General features: G+C 49.1%; 15 protein-coding genes and 16 tRNA genes. 29 read left to right on the top strand and 2 right to left on the bottom strand.

All coding sequences use genetic code 11. The features are described from left to right. Nucleotides 1–110 precede the first annotated feature (110 nt). The 18 genes from GC097_RS06155 (at nt 111) to GC097_RS06240 (ending at nt 3832) form a co-directional block, all read left to right on the top strand. Nucleotides 111–186: transfer RNA gene (locus tag GC097_RS06155), tRNA-Asn, on the top strand. 3 nt (nt 187–189) lie between these two features. Further along, nucleotides 190–281 (top strand) — tRNA-Ser (locus tag GC097_RS06160). Nucleotides 282–296: 15 nt separating this feature from the next. Next, a tRNA-Glu gene (locus GC097_RS06165) sits at nt 297–371 on the top strand. A gap of 15 nt (nt 372–386) precedes the next feature. Next, nucleotides 387–459 (top strand) — tRNA-Val (locus GC097_RS06170). A gap of 55 nt (nt 460–514) precedes the next feature. Next, nucleotides 515–591, top strand: a tRNA-Met gene (locus GC097_RS06175). Between the two features lie 11 nt (nt 592–602). After that, nucleotides 603–679: transfer RNA gene (locus GC097_RS06180), tRNA-Asp, on the top strand. 20 nt (nt 680–699) lie between these two features. After that, nucleotides 700–775 (top strand) — tRNA-Phe (locus tag GC097_RS06185). Between the two features lie 17 nt (nt 776–792). Then, nucleotides 793–868: transfer RNA gene (locus GC097_RS06190), tRNA-Thr, on the top strand. Between the two features lie 37 nt (nt 869–905). After that, nucleotides 906–987 (top strand) — tRNA-Tyr (locus GC097_RS06195). Nucleotides 988–999: 12 nt separating this feature from the next. After that, a tRNA-Trp gene (locus tag GC097_RS06200) sits at nt 1000–1073 on the top strand. A gap of 25 nt (nt 1074–1098) precedes the next feature. Beyond that, nucleotides 1099–1171: transfer RNA gene (locus GC097_RS06205), tRNA-His, on the top strand. A gap of 22 nt (nt 1172–1193) precedes the next feature. Continuing rightward, nucleotides 1194–1265 (top strand) — tRNA-Gln (locus GC097_RS06210). A 14-nt stretch (nt 1266–1279) separates the two neighbouring features. Next, a tRNA-Gly gene (locus GC097_RS06215) sits at nt 1280–1354 on the top strand. Between the two features lie 10 nt (nt 1355–1364). Beyond that, nucleotides 1365–1438: transfer RNA gene (locus GC097_RS06220), tRNA-Cys, on the top strand. 11 nt (nt 1439–1449) lie between these two features. Next, nucleotides 1450–1538: transfer RNA gene (locus tag GC097_RS06225), tRNA-Leu, on the top strand. A gap of 20 nt (nt 1539–1558) precedes the next feature. After that, a tRNA-Leu gene (locus tag GC097_RS06230) sits at nt 1559–1637 on the top strand. A gap of 138 nt (nt 1638–1775) precedes the next feature. Further along, nucleotides 1776–2543, top strand: a complete 768-nt coding sequence (locus GC097_RS06235) for a class I SAM-dependent methyltransferase (protein ID WP_246293998.1) — start codon at nt 1776–1778, stop codon at nt 2541–2543. A gap of 65 nt (nt 2544–2608) precedes the next feature. Next, entirely contained in the window at nt 2609–3832 is a 1224-nt protein-coding gene (locus tag GC097_RS06240) for an ROK family protein (RefSeq protein WP_171682473.1), read from the top strand. Here GC097_RS06240 and GC097_RS06245 read toward each other — a convergent pair. After that, the gene (locus GC097_RS06245) at nt 3822–4616 is read right to left on the bottom strand and encodes an alpha/beta fold hydrolase (protein ID WP_171682474.1); all 795 of its coding nucleotides are present in this window, start codon (nt 4614–4616) and stop codon (nt 3822–3824) included. The two genes, GC097_RS06240 and GC097_RS06245, sit on opposite strands and share 11 nt — an antisense overlap. Nucleotides 4617–4848: 232 nt before the next feature. Between GC097_RS06245 and GC097_RS06250 the strand changes: the two genes are divergently transcribed. The 10 genes from GC097_RS06250 (at nt 4849) to GC097_RS06295 (ending at nt 14552) form a co-directional block, all read left to right on the top strand. Next, nucleotides 4849–5232, top strand: a complete 384-nt coding sequence (locus GC097_RS06250; protein ID WP_171682475.1) for a hypothetical protein — start codon at nt 4849–4851, stop codon at nt 5230–5232. 108 nt (nt 5233–5340) lie between these two features. Further along, complete coding sequence (locus tag GC097_RS06255; RefSeq protein WP_171682476.1) at nt 5341–6576, top strand: MDR family MFS transporter; 1236 nt, start codon at nt 5341–5343, stop codon at nt 6574–6576. 113 nt (nt 6577–6689) lie between these two features. Beyond that, on the top strand, nt 6690–7409 hold the full coding sequence (locus GC097_RS06260; protein ID WP_171682477.1) for a response regulator transcription factor: 720 nt from the start codon (nt 6690–6692) through the stop codon (nt 7407–7409). 8 nt (nt 7410–7417) lie between these two features. Next, nucleotides 7418–8449 carry a sensor histidine kinase gene (locus GC097_RS06265; RefSeq protein WP_171682478.1) on the top strand — a complete coding sequence of 344 codons (1032 nt, stop codon included), beginning with the start codon at nt 7418–7420 and terminating at the stop codon, nt 8447–8449. 122 nt (nt 8450–8571) lie between these two features. After that, nucleotides 8572–9042 carry a stalk domain-containing protein gene (locus GC097_RS06270; protein WP_171682479.1) on the top strand — a complete coding sequence of 157 codons (471 nt, stop codon included), beginning with the start codon at nt 8572–8574 and terminating at the stop codon, nt 9040–9042. A 455-nt stretch (nt 9043–9497) separates the two neighbouring features. After that, complete coding sequence (locus GC097_RS06275; RefSeq protein ID WP_171682480.1) at nt 9498–10817, top strand: molybdopterin-dependent oxidoreductase; 1320 nt, start codon at nt 9498–9500, stop codon at nt 10815–10817. An 80-nt stretch (nt 10818–10897) separates the two neighbouring features. Next, nucleotides 10898–11560 (top strand): MOSC domain-containing protein, encoded by a 663-nt coding sequence (locus tag GC097_RS06280; RefSeq protein WP_171682481.1) that lies wholly within the window; start codon nt 10898–10900, stop codon nt 11558–11560. Beyond that, on the top strand, nt 11554–12168 hold the full coding sequence (gene mobA, locus GC097_RS06285) for a molybdenum cofactor guanylyltransferase (protein ID WP_171682482.1): 615 nt from the start codon (nt 11554–11556) through the stop codon (nt 12166–12168). The genes GC097_RS06280 and mobA overlap by 7 nt, the downstream gene beginning before the upstream one ends. An 88-nt stretch (nt 12169–12256) precedes the next feature. Beyond that, nucleotides 12257–13261, top strand: coding sequence for a GTP 3',8-cyclase MoaA (moaA, locus tag GC097_RS06290; protein ID WP_171682483.1), 1005 nt, complete (start codon nt 12257–12259; stop codon nt 13259–13261). Continuing rightward, nucleotides 13251–14552: a molybdopterin molybdotransferase MoeA gene (locus tag GC097_RS06295; RefSeq protein ID WP_246294001.1), complete on the top strand. Its 1302-nt coding sequence runs from the start codon at nt 13251–13253 to the stop codon at nt 14550–14552. The genes moaA and GC097_RS06295 overlap by 11 nt, the downstream gene beginning before the upstream one ends. A 76-nt stretch (nt 14553–14628) precedes the next feature. Here GC097_RS06295 and GC097_RS33860 read toward each other — a convergent pair whose 3' ends face one another. Further along, nucleotides 14629–14754 carry a YjcZ family sporulation protein gene (locus GC097_RS33860; protein WP_216625673.1) on the bottom strand — a complete coding sequence of 42 codons (126 nt, stop codon included), beginning with the start codon at nt 14752–14754 and terminating at the stop codon, nt 14629–14631. 176 nt (nt 14755–14930) lie between these two features. On the opposite strand from GC097_RS33860, the gene GC097_RS06300 reads away from it, so the two are divergent. Continuing rightward, nucleotides 14931–16121 carry a GNAT family N-acetyltransferase gene (locus GC097_RS06300; protein WP_171682485.1) on the top strand — a complete coding sequence of 397 codons (1191 nt, stop codon included), beginning with the start codon at nt 14931–14933 and terminating at the stop codon, nt 16119–16121. The last annotated feature ends 985 nt before the right edge of the window (nt 16122–17106 follow it).

The following is a 17106-nucleotide window of genomic DNA, read 5'->3' on the forward strand; positions in this document are numbered from 1 at the left end:
AGCTGACTAAGCAGCTAGTCGCTACGTCTAACGTAGATGACAAATATTCTTTACGCAAGTTTCGTATCTAGTTTTCAAGGAATAATCCTTGAAAGAAATGTTGTTTTTATTCCCTGATAGCTCAGTTGGTAGAGCACTCGACTGTTAATCGAGTTGTCACAGGTTCGAGTCCTGTTCGGGGAGCCATATGGAGAGGTGTCCGAGCTGGCCGAAGGAGCACGATTGGAAATCGTGTAGGCGTCACAAGCGTCTCGAGGGTTCGAATCCCTCTCTCTCCGCCACTATCTTTCTAGCAAGGCCCGTTGGTCAAGTGGTTAAGACACCTCCCTTTCACGGAGGTAACAGGGGTTCGAGTCCCCTACGGGTCACCATCAAGCATTTCCCATGGAGGCTTAGCTCAGCTGGGAGAGCATCTGCCTTACAAGCAGAGGGTCGGCGGTTCGATCCCGTCAGCCTCCATCATGAATTCTAATGAAGACTTGATTTAATAGAATTCCTGACTTATACTTAATGACGCGGGGTGGAGCAGCCCGGTAGCTCGTCGGGCTCATAACCCGAAGGCCGCAGGTTCAAATCCTGCCCCCGCAACCAATAATGAATGTGGAGCCGTGGTGTAGAGGCCTAACATGCCTGCCTGTCACGCAGGAGACCGCGGGTTCGAATCCCGTCGGCTCCGCCATTATTACCAACATCATGTAAGGCTCGGTAGCTCAGTCGGTAGAGCAGAGGACTGAAAATCCTCGTGTCGGCGGTTCGATTCCGTCCCGAGCCACCATTCTTGCAACATCATATGCCGTTGTAGCTCAACTGGTAGAGCAACTGACTTGTAATCAGTAGGTTGGGGGTTCAAGTCCTCTCGACGGCACCAGATCGTTTATCGGGTATCCGGTAAGGATTTATATCATGGAGGCTTAGTGAAGTGGCTAAACACGGCAGACTGTAAATCTGCTCTCTCCGAGTTCGGTGGTTCGAATCCATCAGCCTCCATTTACTTTTTCTAGGGGCATAGTTTAAGGGTAGAACAAAGGTCTCCAAAACCTTTGGTGTGGGTTCGATTCCTGCTGCCCCTGCCAAAAAAGTAAGAAACTTAATATTGTGGCGGTCGTGGCGAAGGGGTTAACGCACCGGTTTGTGGATCCGGCATTCGCGGGTTCAAGTCCCGTCGTCCGCCCATTATTACCAAAGCAAGATAATGGGGATTAGCCAAGCGGTAAGGCAACGGACTTTGACTCCGTCATGCCAAGGTTCAAATCCTTGATCCCCAGTATTTAATATTTATGCGGAAGTGGCTCAGCGGTAGAGCATCGCCTTGCCAAGGCGAGGGTCGCGGGTTCGATCCCCGTCTTCCGCTCCATTATTACTAAGGCGCCATAGCCAAGTGGTAAGGCAGAGCTCTGCAAAAGCTTTACCCCCAGTTCGAGTCTGGGTGGCGCCTCCACAAAATAATTAGCCGGAGTGGCGGAATCGGCAGACGCACAGGACTTAAAATCCTGCGGTAGGTGACTACCGTACCAGTTCAAGTCTGGTCTTCGGCACCATTGTTTTCTCAAGTTAATAAGCCGGCATGGCGGAATGGCAGACGCGCTCGACTCAAAATCGAGTCCGAAAGGGTGGAGGTTCGAGTCCTCTTGCCGGTATAACGAGCAGAAGCTCATGAAATCAAATGATTTCATGAGCTTTTTCTTTTGCAATGAAGCTGAAATTACACGCTTTAGGCAGGAGCCTTTTTTATAAAATTCGACCCAGAGTTTGAACAAGAGACAGCAGCCTTCCATATGGTAAAAAAGAAAATGAATTGCCATTATGGAGGTGTAAATGCTATCGAGTATCTAGATATGTTAGCTAAGCTTGGTGTGGGCAATGCGCACCCTGGCGGATTCGGCGAGACTATGGAGCAATTGAAGCAATACCCGATAGAGAAAGGCAAGCGGGTCTTGGAGGTCGGATGCGGTACGGGGAGAACGGCGTGTTTCCTTGCAGAGCAGGGATGCGAAGTAACAGCGGTTGATATCCGCCCGGAAATGATAGCTAAGGCCATCATAAGAGCCGAGAAGCTAGGGGTGCAGGTGGAATTTAAAGAGGGTGACGTGTGCCAATTACCTTTTGAAGATGAAGCGTTTGATGTTGTGATGGTTGAATCCGTCACGAATTTTGCAGATGCGCAGAAGGCGGTAGCAGAGTATTATCGCGTTCTGAAGCCCGGAGGGAAGCTCTATGACCGGGAAGTTATCCGCGTCAAGGATATGTCGACCGGCGTACATCGCGCGCTATGCAGCTTCTATGGGGTCAGTAAAATTTATAGTATGGATGAATGGCGGGAGCTGCTGGAGGAAGCTAAATTTGACGTAGAATTCTCAGGCGCGCATCCCTTCCCGCTAATGATGTTTGAGGATCAAGTTCAGCATCCGGATCCTGTGCACTTATCTGATAAGCAATCGTTCATGGACCCGCGAATTTGGCAAATCACAGCCAGGTACGATGAGTTGGTGAATAAATACCATCATTATTTGGGGTATACGCTAATGATTGGATCGAAGGAATAGAAGAAGACAAGGCAGGAATTGAACACCCTAATGGCGAAGTAAGTGAGAAAGATTTTCATTGGGGGATGTTTCTTTTGAATGCTGGTGTTATAACGGAACGCATTCCGAACCGGAAAGCGAAAGAAATTTATGAGTTGATATGTCGCCAGACGACGATATCCAAGACAGAGCTGTTAGAGCGAAGCGGGATGACCGTTTCAACGCTGACTCGGCTTTTGGAGGAGCTGACGAGTCAAGGTTTCATCCTTGAATCCGGCTTCGGTGCTTCAACAGGCGGGCGTAGGCCGATTCTGTATGAGAAGAATTCGGCCTATGCGTATATATTTGGCTTGGAAATCTCCAGGACGCTGTCTAAGCTCGTATTGGTGGATTTGGGCATGAATAAGCTCGACACCCGGAGCTGGACGATGACCACAGAAATGACGCCGGATGTTTTGATCCGGCTCATTGCTGCAGAAGCGCATAGCATGCTGCAGCGGCATGAAATCACCAAGTCGATGCTGCTCGGAATTGGCATTGGCGCCGTTGGTCCCGTGGACAGGCTGTCAGGCACTATACTGGAGCCATCCTATTTTCAGGCCAAGGGGTGGAAAAATGTTAAGATCTGCAGGCTGCTGTCTGAGGAGCTAGGCATACCCGGGATGTTGGATAACGGAGCCAATACGGCGATTTTGGCAGAGTCCTGGCACCAACGTACGCAGAGCTTCAAGCATCTGCTTTATATTCATGCCGGGGTTGGGTTACGCTCTTCTATGGTCTCCGAAGGGAAAGTGATCTATGGAGCCGTGGACATGGAAGGCTCCGTCGGGCAAATGATCATTCAAACGGATGGGGTGGCGCACCGCAATGCCTCAGGGAACTACGGGGCCTTGGAGTCATACGCATCCTTGTATGCGATTGAAAAGGCGGCACGCTCTGCTCTAAAACAGGGAAGATCTACGATTCTGTCGCATTTCGTGGAGGATCCCGAACAAGTCACCTATACGCAGGTGCTGGAGGCGCTCAAAAAAAATGATCCCCTTGTCGTGGAGATCATTACGGAGGCTGCGACCTATTTTGGCATAGGACTCGCCAATTTATTAAATATTTTGCACCCCGAGAAGGTCATTCTCGGGGGACCGCTCATCGCGGGCGGGGAGTTGTTCTTCCAAACCGCTACACAAGTGGCGATACGGAAAACGTACTACTACCCCGCGTATCAGGTTGTCTTCAGCAAGGGGCAGCTTGGTGAAGAGGCTCTTGCGATGGGAGCAGCCGTGATGGTCATGGACCAGCTTGTTAGGCTGTAACGCTTTGTAGGAATTCAAGCAGCAGCGCGTTGAAGGCTTCGGGCTTCTCCATCGGCGTCAAATGAGAAGCAGCCGGGATGGCATGAAAGCTGGCTCCGCGGATTGCGTCAGCCATTTTTTTCATCACATCCGGTGGCGCAACCGGATCCTGCTCGCCGGCGATGACAAGCGTCGGCACGGATATGCTGCCGAGGAGGTCGACAGAGTCGGCGCGGAACGCCATAGCCAAGCTTGCGTGGACAAGACCTTCGGCAGGCATGGAGGCCATGACCGCGCTTAAGTCCTCCACGAGACCAGGCTGATCTTGGACGGTCTGTTCGGTGAGAAGCTTGGGCAGCATGGCGTCTCTGGCCGCGCCGGCTCCTTTGTCATAAAGGGACACCGCCATGTTCATCCGATTCTTGCGGCCCTCCGGACCGTCCGCTTCTGGCCGGGTGTTCGCGAGGAGAAGCGCGGTGAACCGCTCAGGCGCTTTGCGCAATAACGCAAACGCTATGTAACCTCCCATGGAGAAGCCGCCTAAGGCGGCTTTTTGTATGCCCATTTTATCCATCATGGCCAAAATGTCATCCGCGTAGTGCTCCATGGAAATGTTCGCTGCGGGAACATCCGATTGACCCATCCCTCGTAAATCAGGTGTAATAACGCGATAATGCTCCGACAAAGCATCGGCTTGCGCTTGCCACATGCGATGATCCAGTGGAAAACCATGCAACAATATGACGGGGGCTCCTTGCCCTTTTTCCATTATGTACTGTTCTGCTCCGTTAATCGGTTGTTTCATTCGTGTTCATCCTCCATTACGATGTTTTTTGCTCAAATAGTCCTACGATTTTTCGAAAAAGTAGTTCCTAGGTCGCAGAAATGAAAAGAATAGCGAAAAAGTTATGTCTTTATATTTTCATTATGGTTAACTCATACTTCCCTAACAATTCGTTGCTATTCTCTCAGTATACCCGTTGTTAACCAATTAAAGCGACTACGAAACATTCATTTCATGAAGTGAGGTTATGGCGATGACTAAGAAACCTTGGTCTACACAAGAATTGGATAAGTTAATTCGACTATCATCTGAATGCCCTCCGGTTGTAATTGCCAGAGAATTATCCCGGCCTGTCACATCTGTGCGTAAAAAAATGCGTGAAATCGGGGTAAGCTACGTAACCGGCGAGCAGTGGAAAAAAAGCCAGATTCAGTACTTGATTTCTGATGAAGGTTCTTCATACACGAACAAGCATAATCTGATGCAAGCTCCGAAGGAAAATGAATTTGAATCTCCGATCCTTGACGAATTCTGGACAACGTTGGTGAAAATGGCCAGAGTGGCGAAAGAGAGGGGGAAACGCGTAGATGTCTTATCGTTTATCGATACTTATCGAAAGATTCGCATCGGAGGGTAAGAAAATAGGAAGTACATAAAAGGTGAAATCCGTTATAACGAGATTTTACCTTTTTCTTTTGCCTAAATCCTTCTAAACTGAGAAGACCAAACACTTCTAGGAGGTCACATGCATAGAATTCCCTTCTTTTCATTGATTAGCAAGTACGACACAGCGATATGGGTTCGAGTCGTCGGAACGATTCTGACTTCATTGGCGGGTTTTATGATGAGACCTTATCTGGTTTTCTATTTGTACGACAAGCTCGATGGCTCAGTCTTCTTATCCATGTTGATCGTAGGCTTACAGCCCTTATGCGGAATATTCGTAAACTTGTATGCAGGCAGCCTGAGCGACAAGTACGGAAGAAAACCGATGATGCTGGCTGCGCTCATTATTCAAGCCTTTGCCATCGGCGGTTACATGTTTGCCAGCCATGTATGGGAGTTTGCCCTTATTTCCATTATAAACGGGATTGGACATGCGATGTTCGGACCAGCCGCAAACGCCCAAATATCGGATGTAGTGCCGGAGCAGAAGCGGGCTGAAGTGTTTGCTTTACTGCATACGGCCTTGAATATGGGATCGGCGTTCGGTCCACTTCTTGGATTGCTCTTGTTTACTATGAATCCGACAATTATTTTCCTGGCTTGTTCGGTTACACTGTTTGTTTATGCAGGATTGGTTATGTGGAAGGTTCCGGAGACCCTGCCTGTCAAAAGCAAGGAGGGGCAGATTGTTGCCAAGAGTAAAGTCAAAATCAAATGGTCAGAGCATAAATCGCTGCTATGGATTACTTTTCTCGCCATGCCGGTATCCCTTTTATATGCGCAAGTGGAATCGACGTTCCCGCTGCATTTGCAGCAGCATTTTGAAAATTATAAGTCGGTATTCGCGACCATCATTACTTTTAACGGGTGTGTAGTTATAGCCTTGCAGCTCTGGATAGCAAAACGGACTGAGCACGTTCCCGCGTATCTGGTCGTGGCATTATCCTATATGTTGTTTGCAGCGGTATCCATCGGCTATGGATTCGTTCCTTTCTTAGCCATTCTGCTTTTTGTTGAATTTTTATTTACCATTGGTGAAATGTTAAACGGGCCTCATATTCAGAAAGTGATCTCGGTGATTGCCCCGGAAGAGCACAGAGGTTTGTATTTCTCCGTTTTCGGAATGAACTGGCAGGTATCCCGTGCTCTCGGTCCTTTGCTTGGAGGATTGGTGTTCAGCCACTACGGCGGCAAGGTGATGTTCGTGATTCTCGCCGTTATCCTCGTGGCAGCGGGTATCGCCCAGACGAGATATATTCGAAACTTAAATCGCAAGCAGGAAGAACGTGTCATTGAGGCTGTTTTGCAAACTTAAATAAATATGGATGATAGGGAAGCCTGGCATGAAAGATGCCGGGCTTTTATTGTTTTGTAATACATCTGTAAGTTTCATTAGGTATAATTAGACTAGCCTGAGGAGGTAGGACTATGGGGTCAATCGTTCTTGTTGCAGATGATGAACCGAATATCGTTGATGTGTGCACCGTTTATTTGAAAAGGGAAGGCTATCAAGTCGTTTCGGCAGCAAACGGCGATGAGGCGATCCGCCAATGGCGGCGGCACCAACCACAGTTGATCGTGCTGGATCTGATGATGCCGGGCAAAAACGGCTGGCAAGTCTGCGAAGAAATCCGCAATGAGCAGGACGTCCCTATCATCATGCTGACGGCGCTGGGCGACGAAATGGATAGGCTGATGGGACTTACCATGGGAGCTGATGACTATTTGACGAAGCCCTTCTCCCCTAGGGAGCTTGTTCTGCGGGTCAAGGGAATTTTGCGCAGACTTCAGCGAACCCACGCGGAGACTGCTCCGACTACGGAAACGCAACCAGGCCATATTATGAGATACCCGGGTCTCGAGATCAACGTGCTGCATCGAAGTGTCCGCGTTAACGAGAAAGATATCGAGCTGAGCGTTAAAGAATTTGAGCTGCTGCATTTGTTTGCGGCCCATCCGGAGCAAGTGTTTTCGCGAAACCAATTGCTGAGCAAAGTATGGGAGATAGATTATTACGGAGATACAACGACAGTAACCGTACACATTCGTCGATTACGGGAGAAAATTGAGCCGAATCCGTCCCAGCCGCGCTACATAAAAACCGTATGGGGGATCGGCTATAAATTCGAAGGGAGGGAGCCATCCTGAAACTTCGCATGTATTTGCTCATCGCAAGCGGCGTGAGTACGGGCATCATTTTGCTTTCGCTTTTTATTTGCTATCAGTATATGCTGCTCAACTGGAAGGACGTCGAGCTGCTGACAAGCGTCACCTTGGGTGCTGCCGTCCTGTCCATGGGGATACACTATTTGATGACGCGTCCACTGGAAAAAGCCATTCATGCTATTACAGAGGAAACCACCCGCATTTCAGAAGGCCAGTTTGAAGGTCTAGTGCCGCGGCTCGGACCGGCTGAATTTCAAAGTCTCGCTGGTCAGTTCAACCGCATGAGCGGCAAGCTGAAAGACAGCTTCGACAAATTACGAACTGCCGAGGCTTCCCGCAAAGAACTTGTGGCTCATGTATCGCATGATCTGAGGACACCGATGGCCTCTATACAAGCGTTCGTCGAAGCTCTAGAGGACGATGTCATTCAGGACAAAGCTACCTTTGAGAGGTATCTTCGAACGATTCGTTTGGAAACAGGCAGATTAGACGCTCTCATCCAGGAATTATTCAAGCTCTCGCAATTGGATGCCGGGGGAACGGATTATACCCCTGAATCGTATCATGTCGATCAACTTCTTGTAGATGGTTTGCAAAGCTTAGCCTTTCAATTGGAAGAGAAGCGGCTGCAGGTAAACGTAGATCTGCCCGAATGCCTGCCTCCGGTGAGCATTATGCCCCAGGAAATGAAGCGGGTGCTGGCTAATATTTTGGGGAATGCCATTCGCCACTCTCCTATTGGAGGGATCATTGCAATTAAGGCGCAGGTGCAGGCTCCGTATCTAAAACTGTATATTCAGGATCAAGGCATGGGCATTGAGGAAAAGGATGCGGACAAAATATTTGATCGCTTCTATCGGTCAGATCCATCAAGAACACGCGTAAGTGGAGGCGCCGGTCTCGGACTGGCGATAGCAAAATCAATCGTCCAACTGCATGGAGGAACGATTGGGGTAGATAGCCGGGCGGGGCAAGTCGAAGGGCATGGAAGCACATTCTGGTTTACCATTCCTATTCATTAATTGGGTTCATCTCTTTTTCGATTTTTGTAAGCCTTTTGTAATTGTTCCGATAGAGTTCCTTAAGTTTTGTCCTTTATCTTAGGAAGTGGGAAAACTTTATGAAACTCTAGGAGGAATAAACAATGAAAAAATGGATGAAAAAAACAATCGCAGTATCGATGACAGTCGGGACACTTGCACTGCCGAGCTTGACTCACGCGGAAGAAATGATGATGCCCAAGTTCGATTATAGCGGTGTGGAAACGATCACCAAAGACGGCAGCGAGCTTGCTCCGCTTCGTAAAATCGCAGAGTCCTTGGGCTTTCAGGTAACATGGAACGAAATGAATCGATCCATAACCTTGATGAAGTCCATGATGATGGACGATAAGAAAATGATGGACGAGAAAAGCAACATGCAAGATAAAACGATGATGGATAAGAACATGGATATGGGCGGCGCAATTACAATCCAAATCGACAGCCAAACATTCCTCGTCGGTATGAAAAAAGAAATGCTGATGGTTGCGCCAACGATTGTAAACGACATGGCGTACGTCCCTAAAGAGTTCATTGATACATACCTGCTGAAGGAAATGAAGATGATGAAGTAGTTCAATGAAAAAGTGAATACTACGTTAAATGAAGGGGTGAGCGGCGCTTACCTCTTTTTTTATCGTGCTCCGCCTGTTGTAATTCAAAACGATGAAGTAATTTGTAGATGCTGAACAATGCCTCGCGGGCAGGCAAGGGAACTACAGGGCTCTATTTTGCCAAAAACAGCCCTTTGATCGGTGGAGAGGGAACTATGATCCTCTATTGCGAGAGTGGGGGCATATTTTTGGATGTTTGATATGAAATAAGGCACTGGAGTTCCCCGTCGAATTCCTAAATTTCCGCTTCTGGCATAAATAAGGGAATGAGGTTCCCTTAAGTTAGGATAGTCTCAAGAGGATCTTGATCCAAGATATCGCTTCTGAGCCGAAAGATTAGCGAGTTTGTAAGCTTTATTTAATATTTGTACGTTATGATTAGACATATAACTCATGAATGGAGAGGAAGCGGGCGTATGGAATCGAAAAGAGGCTGGTTAAAGCAATCTTTTGGCAAGCGTTTGAACGCTATACATAGCTGGAATGCTTGGATTCTCCTGCTGCTGACGATAACAGGCATCGTGCTCAGCATTGGGGCAATTCGTGGAGAGTTGGGAAGCATCCGCGTGACGCTCAAGCAACTGCACATATATTTGGGCGTCGCTTCTATTTTGCTCATTGCTCTATATACACCAATGATTCGCAAGCATTGGCGCCAGATTCGCGCGCGCCGCAACCAACGCGCGAATCTGGTGTTCGTGCTGGCGCTGCTGGCCGGCTGGGCAGCGTCCGGGGTTATCCTGTGGCAGTTCCGTCATCTGCCGCCGGCCTGGAACAATACGGCACTCCTCCTGCATGACTTGCTCACCTGGGTCGGAGTGCCGTATGCCGTGTACCACGCCATCTCGCGCAGCCGATGGCTGAAGCGCCAGCAGCGGCTGGAGCAAGCCGCTGGAGCTGCGAAACCGCCGGCCGCGCAGCCGGCGGAGAAAGACCCCGTGGCGGCCTCTGAGGCCACGGTTGAGCACTCCACAGCGCAGGCGGTCATCGCCGCGCTGAAGGATTCACCGATCACACGCGCTTCGTTCCTGCGGATTGCCGCAGGACTCGTGATTGTGATCGCGGTCGGTCCCGCCTTTTATCGCTGGATAAAAGGCGCCTTGGATAACGGCGGCTCTGCGACCGCCGATTATATCGCCGGGGACGGCAACAGCATGCTGCCGCCCCCGGCGCCGCTGCCTGATTCCGCCGCTGTTGTCGGCGGAGGAGCGCAGGGGAATTTCCGTATTTATACGGTAACGGAAATCCCGGCTTTTTCCTCGGATACATGGCAGTTCGCCATATCCGGTCTTGTCGATAAACCCGGCGTATGGAACTGGGAAGAGTTCCTGAAGCTGAGACGAACCGTACAGGTTAGTAATTTCCATTGTGTGACGGGCTGGTCGATTTACAACTGCACGTGGGAGGGCATCCCGCTCAAGGAGCTGCTAGCGGCGGCAGGTGTACAGAAGAAGGCCAAATATGTGAAATTTTATTCGGGCGACAAAGTGTATACCGATGCGTTGTCTTTGGATCAGGCTGGCGGGGACGATGTTATGGTGGCTGTCCTGCTGGACGGCAAGCCCATCCCTCAAAAATTGGGAGGGCCTGTGAGGCTGATTGTGCCGCAGATGTATGCTTACAAATCCGTCAAGTGGCTTCAGGGGATTGAGCTTATCGAGAAGGAGCATATGGGGTATTGGGAAGTTAGGGGCTACGATAATGATGCATGGGTGAACAGATCGAATAACGCTTAAAGGGATGGGAATGACCAGAAGTCCAAACTGACTTTCCGGGCGGTTTTTGGTATAGTTATGGCTAAGAAGCCTGCTGGGAAATGAGGAATAAAACGATGGAAATCATTTCGGTTAACGTGGGAATGCCACGGACTATTGATAATCAAGGCAAAGAGCTGGTTACGGGAATTTATAAATTTCCGGTCAGCTCATCTTTGTATGTATCCAAAACGCAATTGGATGGAGACGGGCAAGCGGATTTGACGGTGCATGGCGGCGTTGATAAGGCTCTGTGCGTTTATCCTGATGAGCATTATGCTTACTGGGAGGGAGTGCTTGGCCGTAAGCTGGAACCGGGCACGTTCGGTGAGAATTTAACGGTCAGGGGTTTTCTGGAGACAGACGTTTGTATTGGCGACATATATGCGATCGACGAGGTCATGGTGCAGGTCTCGCAGCCGCGTCAGCCTTGTTTTAAGGTAGGGAAGCGCCTGGACTGGGTGCAAACACCGCTGCAAATGCAGGAAACGGGCTTTACCGGTTTTTATTTAAGGGTTTTACAAGAAGGGTTCATCTCGAAAAAATCCCATGTGAGACTTGTCGCCAAAGACGATGCCGGTGTTACTCTGGCCTATGCGAATCAACTGAAGTATCACGATAAAAAGAACGAGGAAGGGGCTCAGCGTCTCGTTCAGACGAAAGCCTTGTCCGAAAGCTGGAGACAGTCCTTCATGAAACGATTAGCGGAGCTGGGGACATGCTGACAGGCGTTATTTTGGCCGGCGGCCTCAATCGTCGCATGGGCGGAAGACCGAAAGCGCTTCTTCCTGTGCAAGATCAGCCCCTGCTTTGCAGGCAGCTTGCGGAAATGTCATTGGTTTGCAAGCAGATGATTGTTGTAACGAACGAACGGGAGCCATTTAAGCCTCTTATTGAGTCGATTCCCTCTACGATGAATGTGCAGTGGGTGTCGGACTATTATGTGCAAAAAGGTCCTCTTAGCGGTATCCATGCAGCCGCTCAAGCCGCTACCCAGAAGTTCCTGTGGATTGTCGGCTGCGATATGCCGTTTCTGTCATCGGAAGCGGCTGTTGCTATGGGGCAGCAGTGCCAAGCGGCGAATGTTGACGCCGTCATCCCTGTTTTGGATGGAAAGGTTCAGCCTCTCCATGGGGTTTACTCCAGATTAGTCGGTTCCGAAGCAGAGGTGTTATTGAAGCAGGAAAAATATCAGTTGATGGGTCTGCTGGATCATATCGACTGGCTGCCGGCGAACAATGATTTTTTCGAAAAGCTTCATCTGCCGACCGTGTTTGCCACTAATGTGAATACGCCGGAAGAATATATGATTATGTTAGATAATCTTCCGTGAAAACTATTTTTCCAGATAGTTATCTTTATGGAATCTAGGATTTTGTAATAGAATATGCCATAATGGGCATAGAGAGAAGGTGAGCCTCATGCCGAAGCTGTTGATGGATCGTTTTGGACGTATGCACGATTATTTGCGGATTTCAGTTACGGATCGCTGTAATCTCCGCTGTGTCTACTGTATGCCCGAAGAAGGAATGGAATTTGAACCGGATGACAAATTGCTTACGTTCGAGGAGATTACGGAGGTTGTTCGTGTGCTTGCCGGTCTAGGTGTTCGTAAGCTGAGATTAACCGGCGGGGAGCCTCTTGTCCGTAAAAACTTGGAACAACTGATCGGGATGCTTTCCCGAATACCCGGGATTGAGGATATCGCGTTGACAACGAATGGGATCTATTTTGCCTCGAGAGCTGAGAAGCTTCGTGCTGCAGGATTAACCCGTGTAAATATAAGCTTGGATTCTTTAAAAGCCAACCGGTTCTCGCTTATTACCAGAGGTGGCGACATCAACCGCGTGCTGGCCAGCATTGAAGAAGCCTACCGTGTTGGAATTGCTCCGATTAAGCTGAATGTCGTTCTTATGAAGGGCATGAATGATGACGAAATTGAAGATTTTTTACAAATGACGCTGGATCGCCCGATTCAAGTTCGATTCATTGAATATATGCCGATCGGCCATCAAGATGAGGCTTGGAAAAGCCGCTATCTGCCTTTGACTACCGTACTGGATCGCTGCAAGGAGAAGGGATGGAATGCTGTAGCATCGGACGCGGTTTACGGCAACGGACCTGCTCAAAATTATCGGATTGAAGGGGCATTAGGTTCATTTGGCCTGATTCACCCGATCAGCGACCATTTCTGCGAGACTTGCAATCGGTTGAGAATTACAGCTGACGGCAATGTGAAACCATGCTTATATTGGTCAGATGAATTCAATGTTCGTAAATATATTGGGAATGATGCGGCTATGGAAGAACTGTTTTTCCGCGCCTTGGATATCAAGCCTCAAAATCACGAGATGGCGCAAGCTTTGCTGAATGAAACGCAGTCTCATACACCAACACTTCGCCGGATGTCGCAAATTGGCGGTTAGCTCATGGGAGGAACAGACGTTAGTGAACAGCGATACGAAGCTAAAATTTGGGCGTAAAATCATTTCGGTCGAAGAAGCCCAAAGCTTGCTTTCCGAATATGCCAAACATACCGATATCGAATCTGTGCCGATATCTGCCGCTTTCGGCAGGCGTCTGGCCGGAGCTATCTTTGCCGATCACCCGGTTCCTCACTTTCGCAGATCCGGCGTTGACGGCTATGCGGTGTGCTCTAAAGATATCGAGCAGGCCTCCCCGGAAAATCCTGTTGTGCTGCGCGTCATTGAGCGTATTCCTAGCGGCACGGTTCCTCAGTTCACGGTTGATTCGGGCTTAGCGGCGCGCATCATGACGGGAGCTCCTGTTCCGGACGGTGCGGATTGCGTGGTCATGCTGGAAATGACCGACGCTCTGCCCTTAGAAGACGCGGGAATGAACTCATCTCAAGTAAGCATTAAGAAGAATGTGTCTGCTGGGAGTAATATAACTCCTATTGCCGGGGAAATAAGAGTTAAAGATTTATTGCTGGAGCAAGGTGTACGGATTGGGCCTGGAGAAGCCGCGATATTAGCTACCTTCGGCTATTCCCATGTTTCTGTCTACCGCAAGCCGAGAGTAGCCATTTTCTCAACCGGCTCAGAGCTTTTAAATGTAGAGGATGCGCTTCAGCCCGGACGCATTCGCAACAGCAACAGCTACATGCTTGCCGCTCAAGTGGAAGCAGCGGGAGGGGAAGCCGTGATCATGCAGGCGCTGTCGGACAATGCGGAGGAGGTGGAGGCAGCGCTGCAGGGGACTTTAGCCAAAGTCGACCTTGTCCTCACCTCCGGAGGGGTATCCGTAGGGGACTATGATGTTCTGGTGGATGTGTTTGGCCGGTTTACGGGCAAGCTGCTCTTCAATAAAGTGGCGATGCGGCCCGGCACTCCGACGAGTGCAGCCCTATGGGAGAATAAGCTGCTGCTGGCTCTCTCCGGTAATCCGGGCGCATCGTTTGTCGGTTTTGAGCTGTTTGCGAAGCCGCTGATTAAAGCGATGGCGGGCTCTCTGGCCCCCTATGAGGAAGCCGTTACGGCGTATTTGGATGTGGCTTACGATAAAGGTTCGGCTTACCCCCGGTATGTTAGAGGGACAAAGCATGTGGAGAAAGGCTGTTTGCGTGTAAAGCCCTCAGGCATTGATAAATCCAGCATTATGGTTTCCATTAAAGATGCGGACTGTTTGATTCAGCTGCCTGCCGGAGGCAGAGGCTTTGCAAGGGACGAATGTGTACTTATTTATCTGATCCAATAAAATGAGGCCTGACTGTACCAACTTCTGTTAAAGAAGCTGGCGCAGGCAGGCCTTTTACAAGGAATAATCAGGAAGATTAGATAGCGAAAGTTGCTAAGATAATGACGAGAAGAACATAAAGGACAAGAACAACACCAACGGATCCGTATCCAGCACCGTATCCAGCACCGTATCCAGTTCCGCAACCAGCTGCGTATGACATAGTATCCCCTCCGGTCTGATTTATTTAAGTGGGTTGATTCACTATACATCAACATCATATGACACAGAGATATTCGTTGACTGGACTTATGCCCCGATTTCCTTAGCGCAGAAGCCTAATTAGGCTCTATGAGGCGCAATTGAATATCAGGTATAATTGTACATGAGGTGATACATATGAATGAAATTCGCACATTGCATCAAGAGGAAATTTCGGAGAGCATGGCATTATCCCAGTTTGCTTTTCAATATAAACTGAGTGCAGAAGAGCAAGCAGAGCGGGACCGTTTGGCTGACCCGAAGAAAATTTGGGGCTATTTTGTTGAAGAAAAGTTAGCGGCCAAACTTCATATTCATGATTTTCACACATGGGTGAATGGCCAGCGTTTTGCTATGGGCGGAATTGCGGGAGTAGCGACGTGGCCGGAATACAGACGCAATGGCATGGTCGCGAAGCTGCTTATTCAAGCGCTCAAGGTCATGAAAGAGCAAGGACAGACGCTCTCTTTCCTGGCGCCGTTCAAATTTGAGTTTTATCGGAAATACGGTTGGGAAGCGTACATCGATTACCTGAAATATGAAATTCCTGCGGATAAGCTTCCCAGGTTTCAGGCCTCAGAAGGCAGTTCGGTCATTCGTGTGACAAAGGATATGGAGCTTATAAATCCGATCTACGAGAAGTACGCGGGGCAGTTCAACGGCATGTTGGAGCGGGATGCTGAATGGTGGAACACCAAGCATTTTAAGCAAAAAGACGGTACGGTAGCCCTCTATGTCAATGCGCAAGGTGAGCATACGGGGTATGTTTTTTATCAAGTGAAGGATTCAACGGCTACGATACATGAAATGGTATTTTTGAATGAGGACGCAAGACGCGGCTTGTGGAAATTCATAGCCGATCATGATTCAATGATCACCAAAGTTGAGATCAAAGCGCCGTCGGATGATCAGCTTCCTTTCTTGGTGCATGACCCTAAGTTCAAGCAAGAGAAAATTACGTATTTCTCAGCACGTATTGTAGATGTTGAAGCTTTTTTGGCGGAGTATGTGTTTGAAACGCGTACGGAGGCAGATCCCGTCTATTTGCGTATTTCGGACCCGCATGCTGATTGGAATGACGGCGTTTATTGTCTGAACTTCACAGGCAGCGGGGAAAAAGCGCATGTAACCAAGCTAGCGGAGAGAGAGCTGCCGGCAGAGGAGCTTATTCTGAGCTGCAGTATCCAGACGCTGACTGCTCTGTTCATGGGCTATCAGGAGGCTGGCTTTCTGGCTCGGATCGAGCGGCTTCAAGGTTCGCAGGAGCTTGTTTCGCGGTTGGAAGCGGCGATTGGCCGGCGGACGACTTATTTGGCGGATTTCTTTTAAAGAATGCGGTTGGTTCCCGGTCATTTGATGGCCGGGGCTTTTTTTGTTTTGGGGTAAGCTGTGCTTACTCCATCAGACGTTATGAGCGTAAGTGCGGCGCGCTCTTCGTAAACGGACAGAGATGCCCTTATTCGATGAAAGAGGGCCTCTTAGAAGATGTAACAGACACGAGCGCTGTTATTGCTCACTTGTGGATAGATTTCGCCCGGAAATCGGCAAATAAGGTCTCTGGAGTCCATCAAGCAGCATGACGCGACGTTTTTCGCGGGATAACGGCTGCTGTGTCCGGAGGGTGATGGGTCGGGAATATGCAGCTACCTCGACGTTAGCGGGAATAAGTAGACTAGTCTGCCTATTTATCTCCGAGCACAAGAAGGTAGAGACGATTCTCGCTCCATATGCTGCGTTCGTCTGAGTACAGTTGTTCCACGCACATTGCCAATTGTAGGTGCTACTCAGCTCAACTGCAGAAAGTACATCAAAAATCAGCATCCTCCATGCAGTTTCAATCAATACCTGCATTTAGTACAGGTAAATTCACTAGAAATGGCCCAATTGACTCATTTCACCGAAATTACCTGCACTTTTACATCAAAGTTAGCAAAATAGCACTTAAGCATTCAAATTACCTGCACTTTCTTCAGGTATCACGGGGAAAGGGGGAGCATCAAGAAGTTTGTGTAAGGAGGTTACTCATCGGTACAGGGAAGGTTTGCTTATTATTGTAGGTAGAAGAATGTTCCCTTCTCCGTAATTTTCATTAATTATCCGGTTTTGCGGGAGCTACTTGCTGGGGTCAAACTTGAAAATGCGACCAAAGCTAGAAGCTGAAAGTATGCGGCGGCGGTCAGTCTCAGAAGCCTTGCGGATAGGTAGGGGAACTACAGGGTGCTATTTTGCTAGAAATAGCCGTTTAGAAGATAGACAGGGAACTAGGGTCCGCTAATCCGCCATTCCAAGCAGCTTGCTAGATCATTGAGGTGAA

This window comes from Paenibacillus planticolens, from assembly GCF_013141725.1.
Lineage (GTDB): Bacteria > Bacillota > Bacilli > Paenibacillales > NBRC-103111 > Paenibacillus_E > Paenibacillus_E planticolens.

Bases quoted from the DNA above. Each gene is read 5' to 3' on its own strand.
- GC097_RS06235 (WP_246293998.1), top strand. From the start codon at position 1,776: ATGGTAAAAAAGAAAATGAATTGCCATTATGGAGGTGTAAATGCTATC.
- GC097_RS06240 (WP_171682473.1), top strand. From the start codon at position 2,609: ATGTTTCTTTTGAATGCTGGTGTTATAACGGAACGCATTCCGAACCGG.
- GC097_RS06245 (WP_171682474.1), bottom strand. From the start codon at position 4,616: ATGAAACAACCGATTAACGGAGCAGAACAGTACATAATGGAAAAAGGG.
- GC097_RS06250 (WP_171682475.1), top strand. From the start codon at position 4,849: ATGACTAAGAAACCTTGGTCTACACAAGAATTGGATAAGTTAATTCGA.
- GC097_RS06255 (WP_171682476.1), top strand. From the start codon at position 5,341: ATGCATAGAATTCCCTTCTTTTCATTGATTAGCAAGTACGACACAGCG.
- GC097_RS06260 (WP_171682477.1), top strand. From the start codon at position 6,690: ATGGGGTCAATCGTTCTTGTTGCAGATGATGAACCGAATATCGTTGAT.
- GC097_RS06265 (WP_171682478.1), top strand. From the start codon at position 7,418: ATGTATTTGCTCATCGCAAGCGGCGTGAGTACGGGCATCATTTTGCTT.
- GC097_RS06270 (WP_171682479.1), top strand. From the start codon at position 8,572: ATGAAAAAATGGATGAAAAAAACAATCGCAGTATCGATGACAGTCGGG.
- GC097_RS06275 (WP_171682480.1), top strand. From the start codon at position 9,498: ATGGAATCGAAAAGAGGCTGGTTAAAGCAATCTTTTGGCAAGCGTTTG.
- GC097_RS06280 (WP_171682481.1), top strand. From the start codon at position 10,898: ATGAGGAATAAAACGATGGAAATCATTTCGGTTAACGTGGGAATGCCA.
- mobA (WP_171682482.1), top strand. From the start codon at position 11,554: ATGCTGACAGGCGTTATTTTGGCCGGCGGCCTCAATCGTCGCATGGGC.
- moaA (WP_171682483.1), top strand. From the start codon at position 12,257: ATGCCGAAGCTGTTGATGGATCGTTTTGGACGTATGCACGATTATTTG.
- GC097_RS33860 (WP_216625673.1), bottom strand. From the start codon at position 14,754: ATGTCATACGCAGCTGGTTGCGGAACTGGATACGGTGCTGGATACGGT.
- GC097_RS06300 (WP_171682485.1), top strand. From the start codon at position 14,931: ATGAATGAAATTCGCACATTGCATCAAGAGGAAATTTCGGAGAGCATG.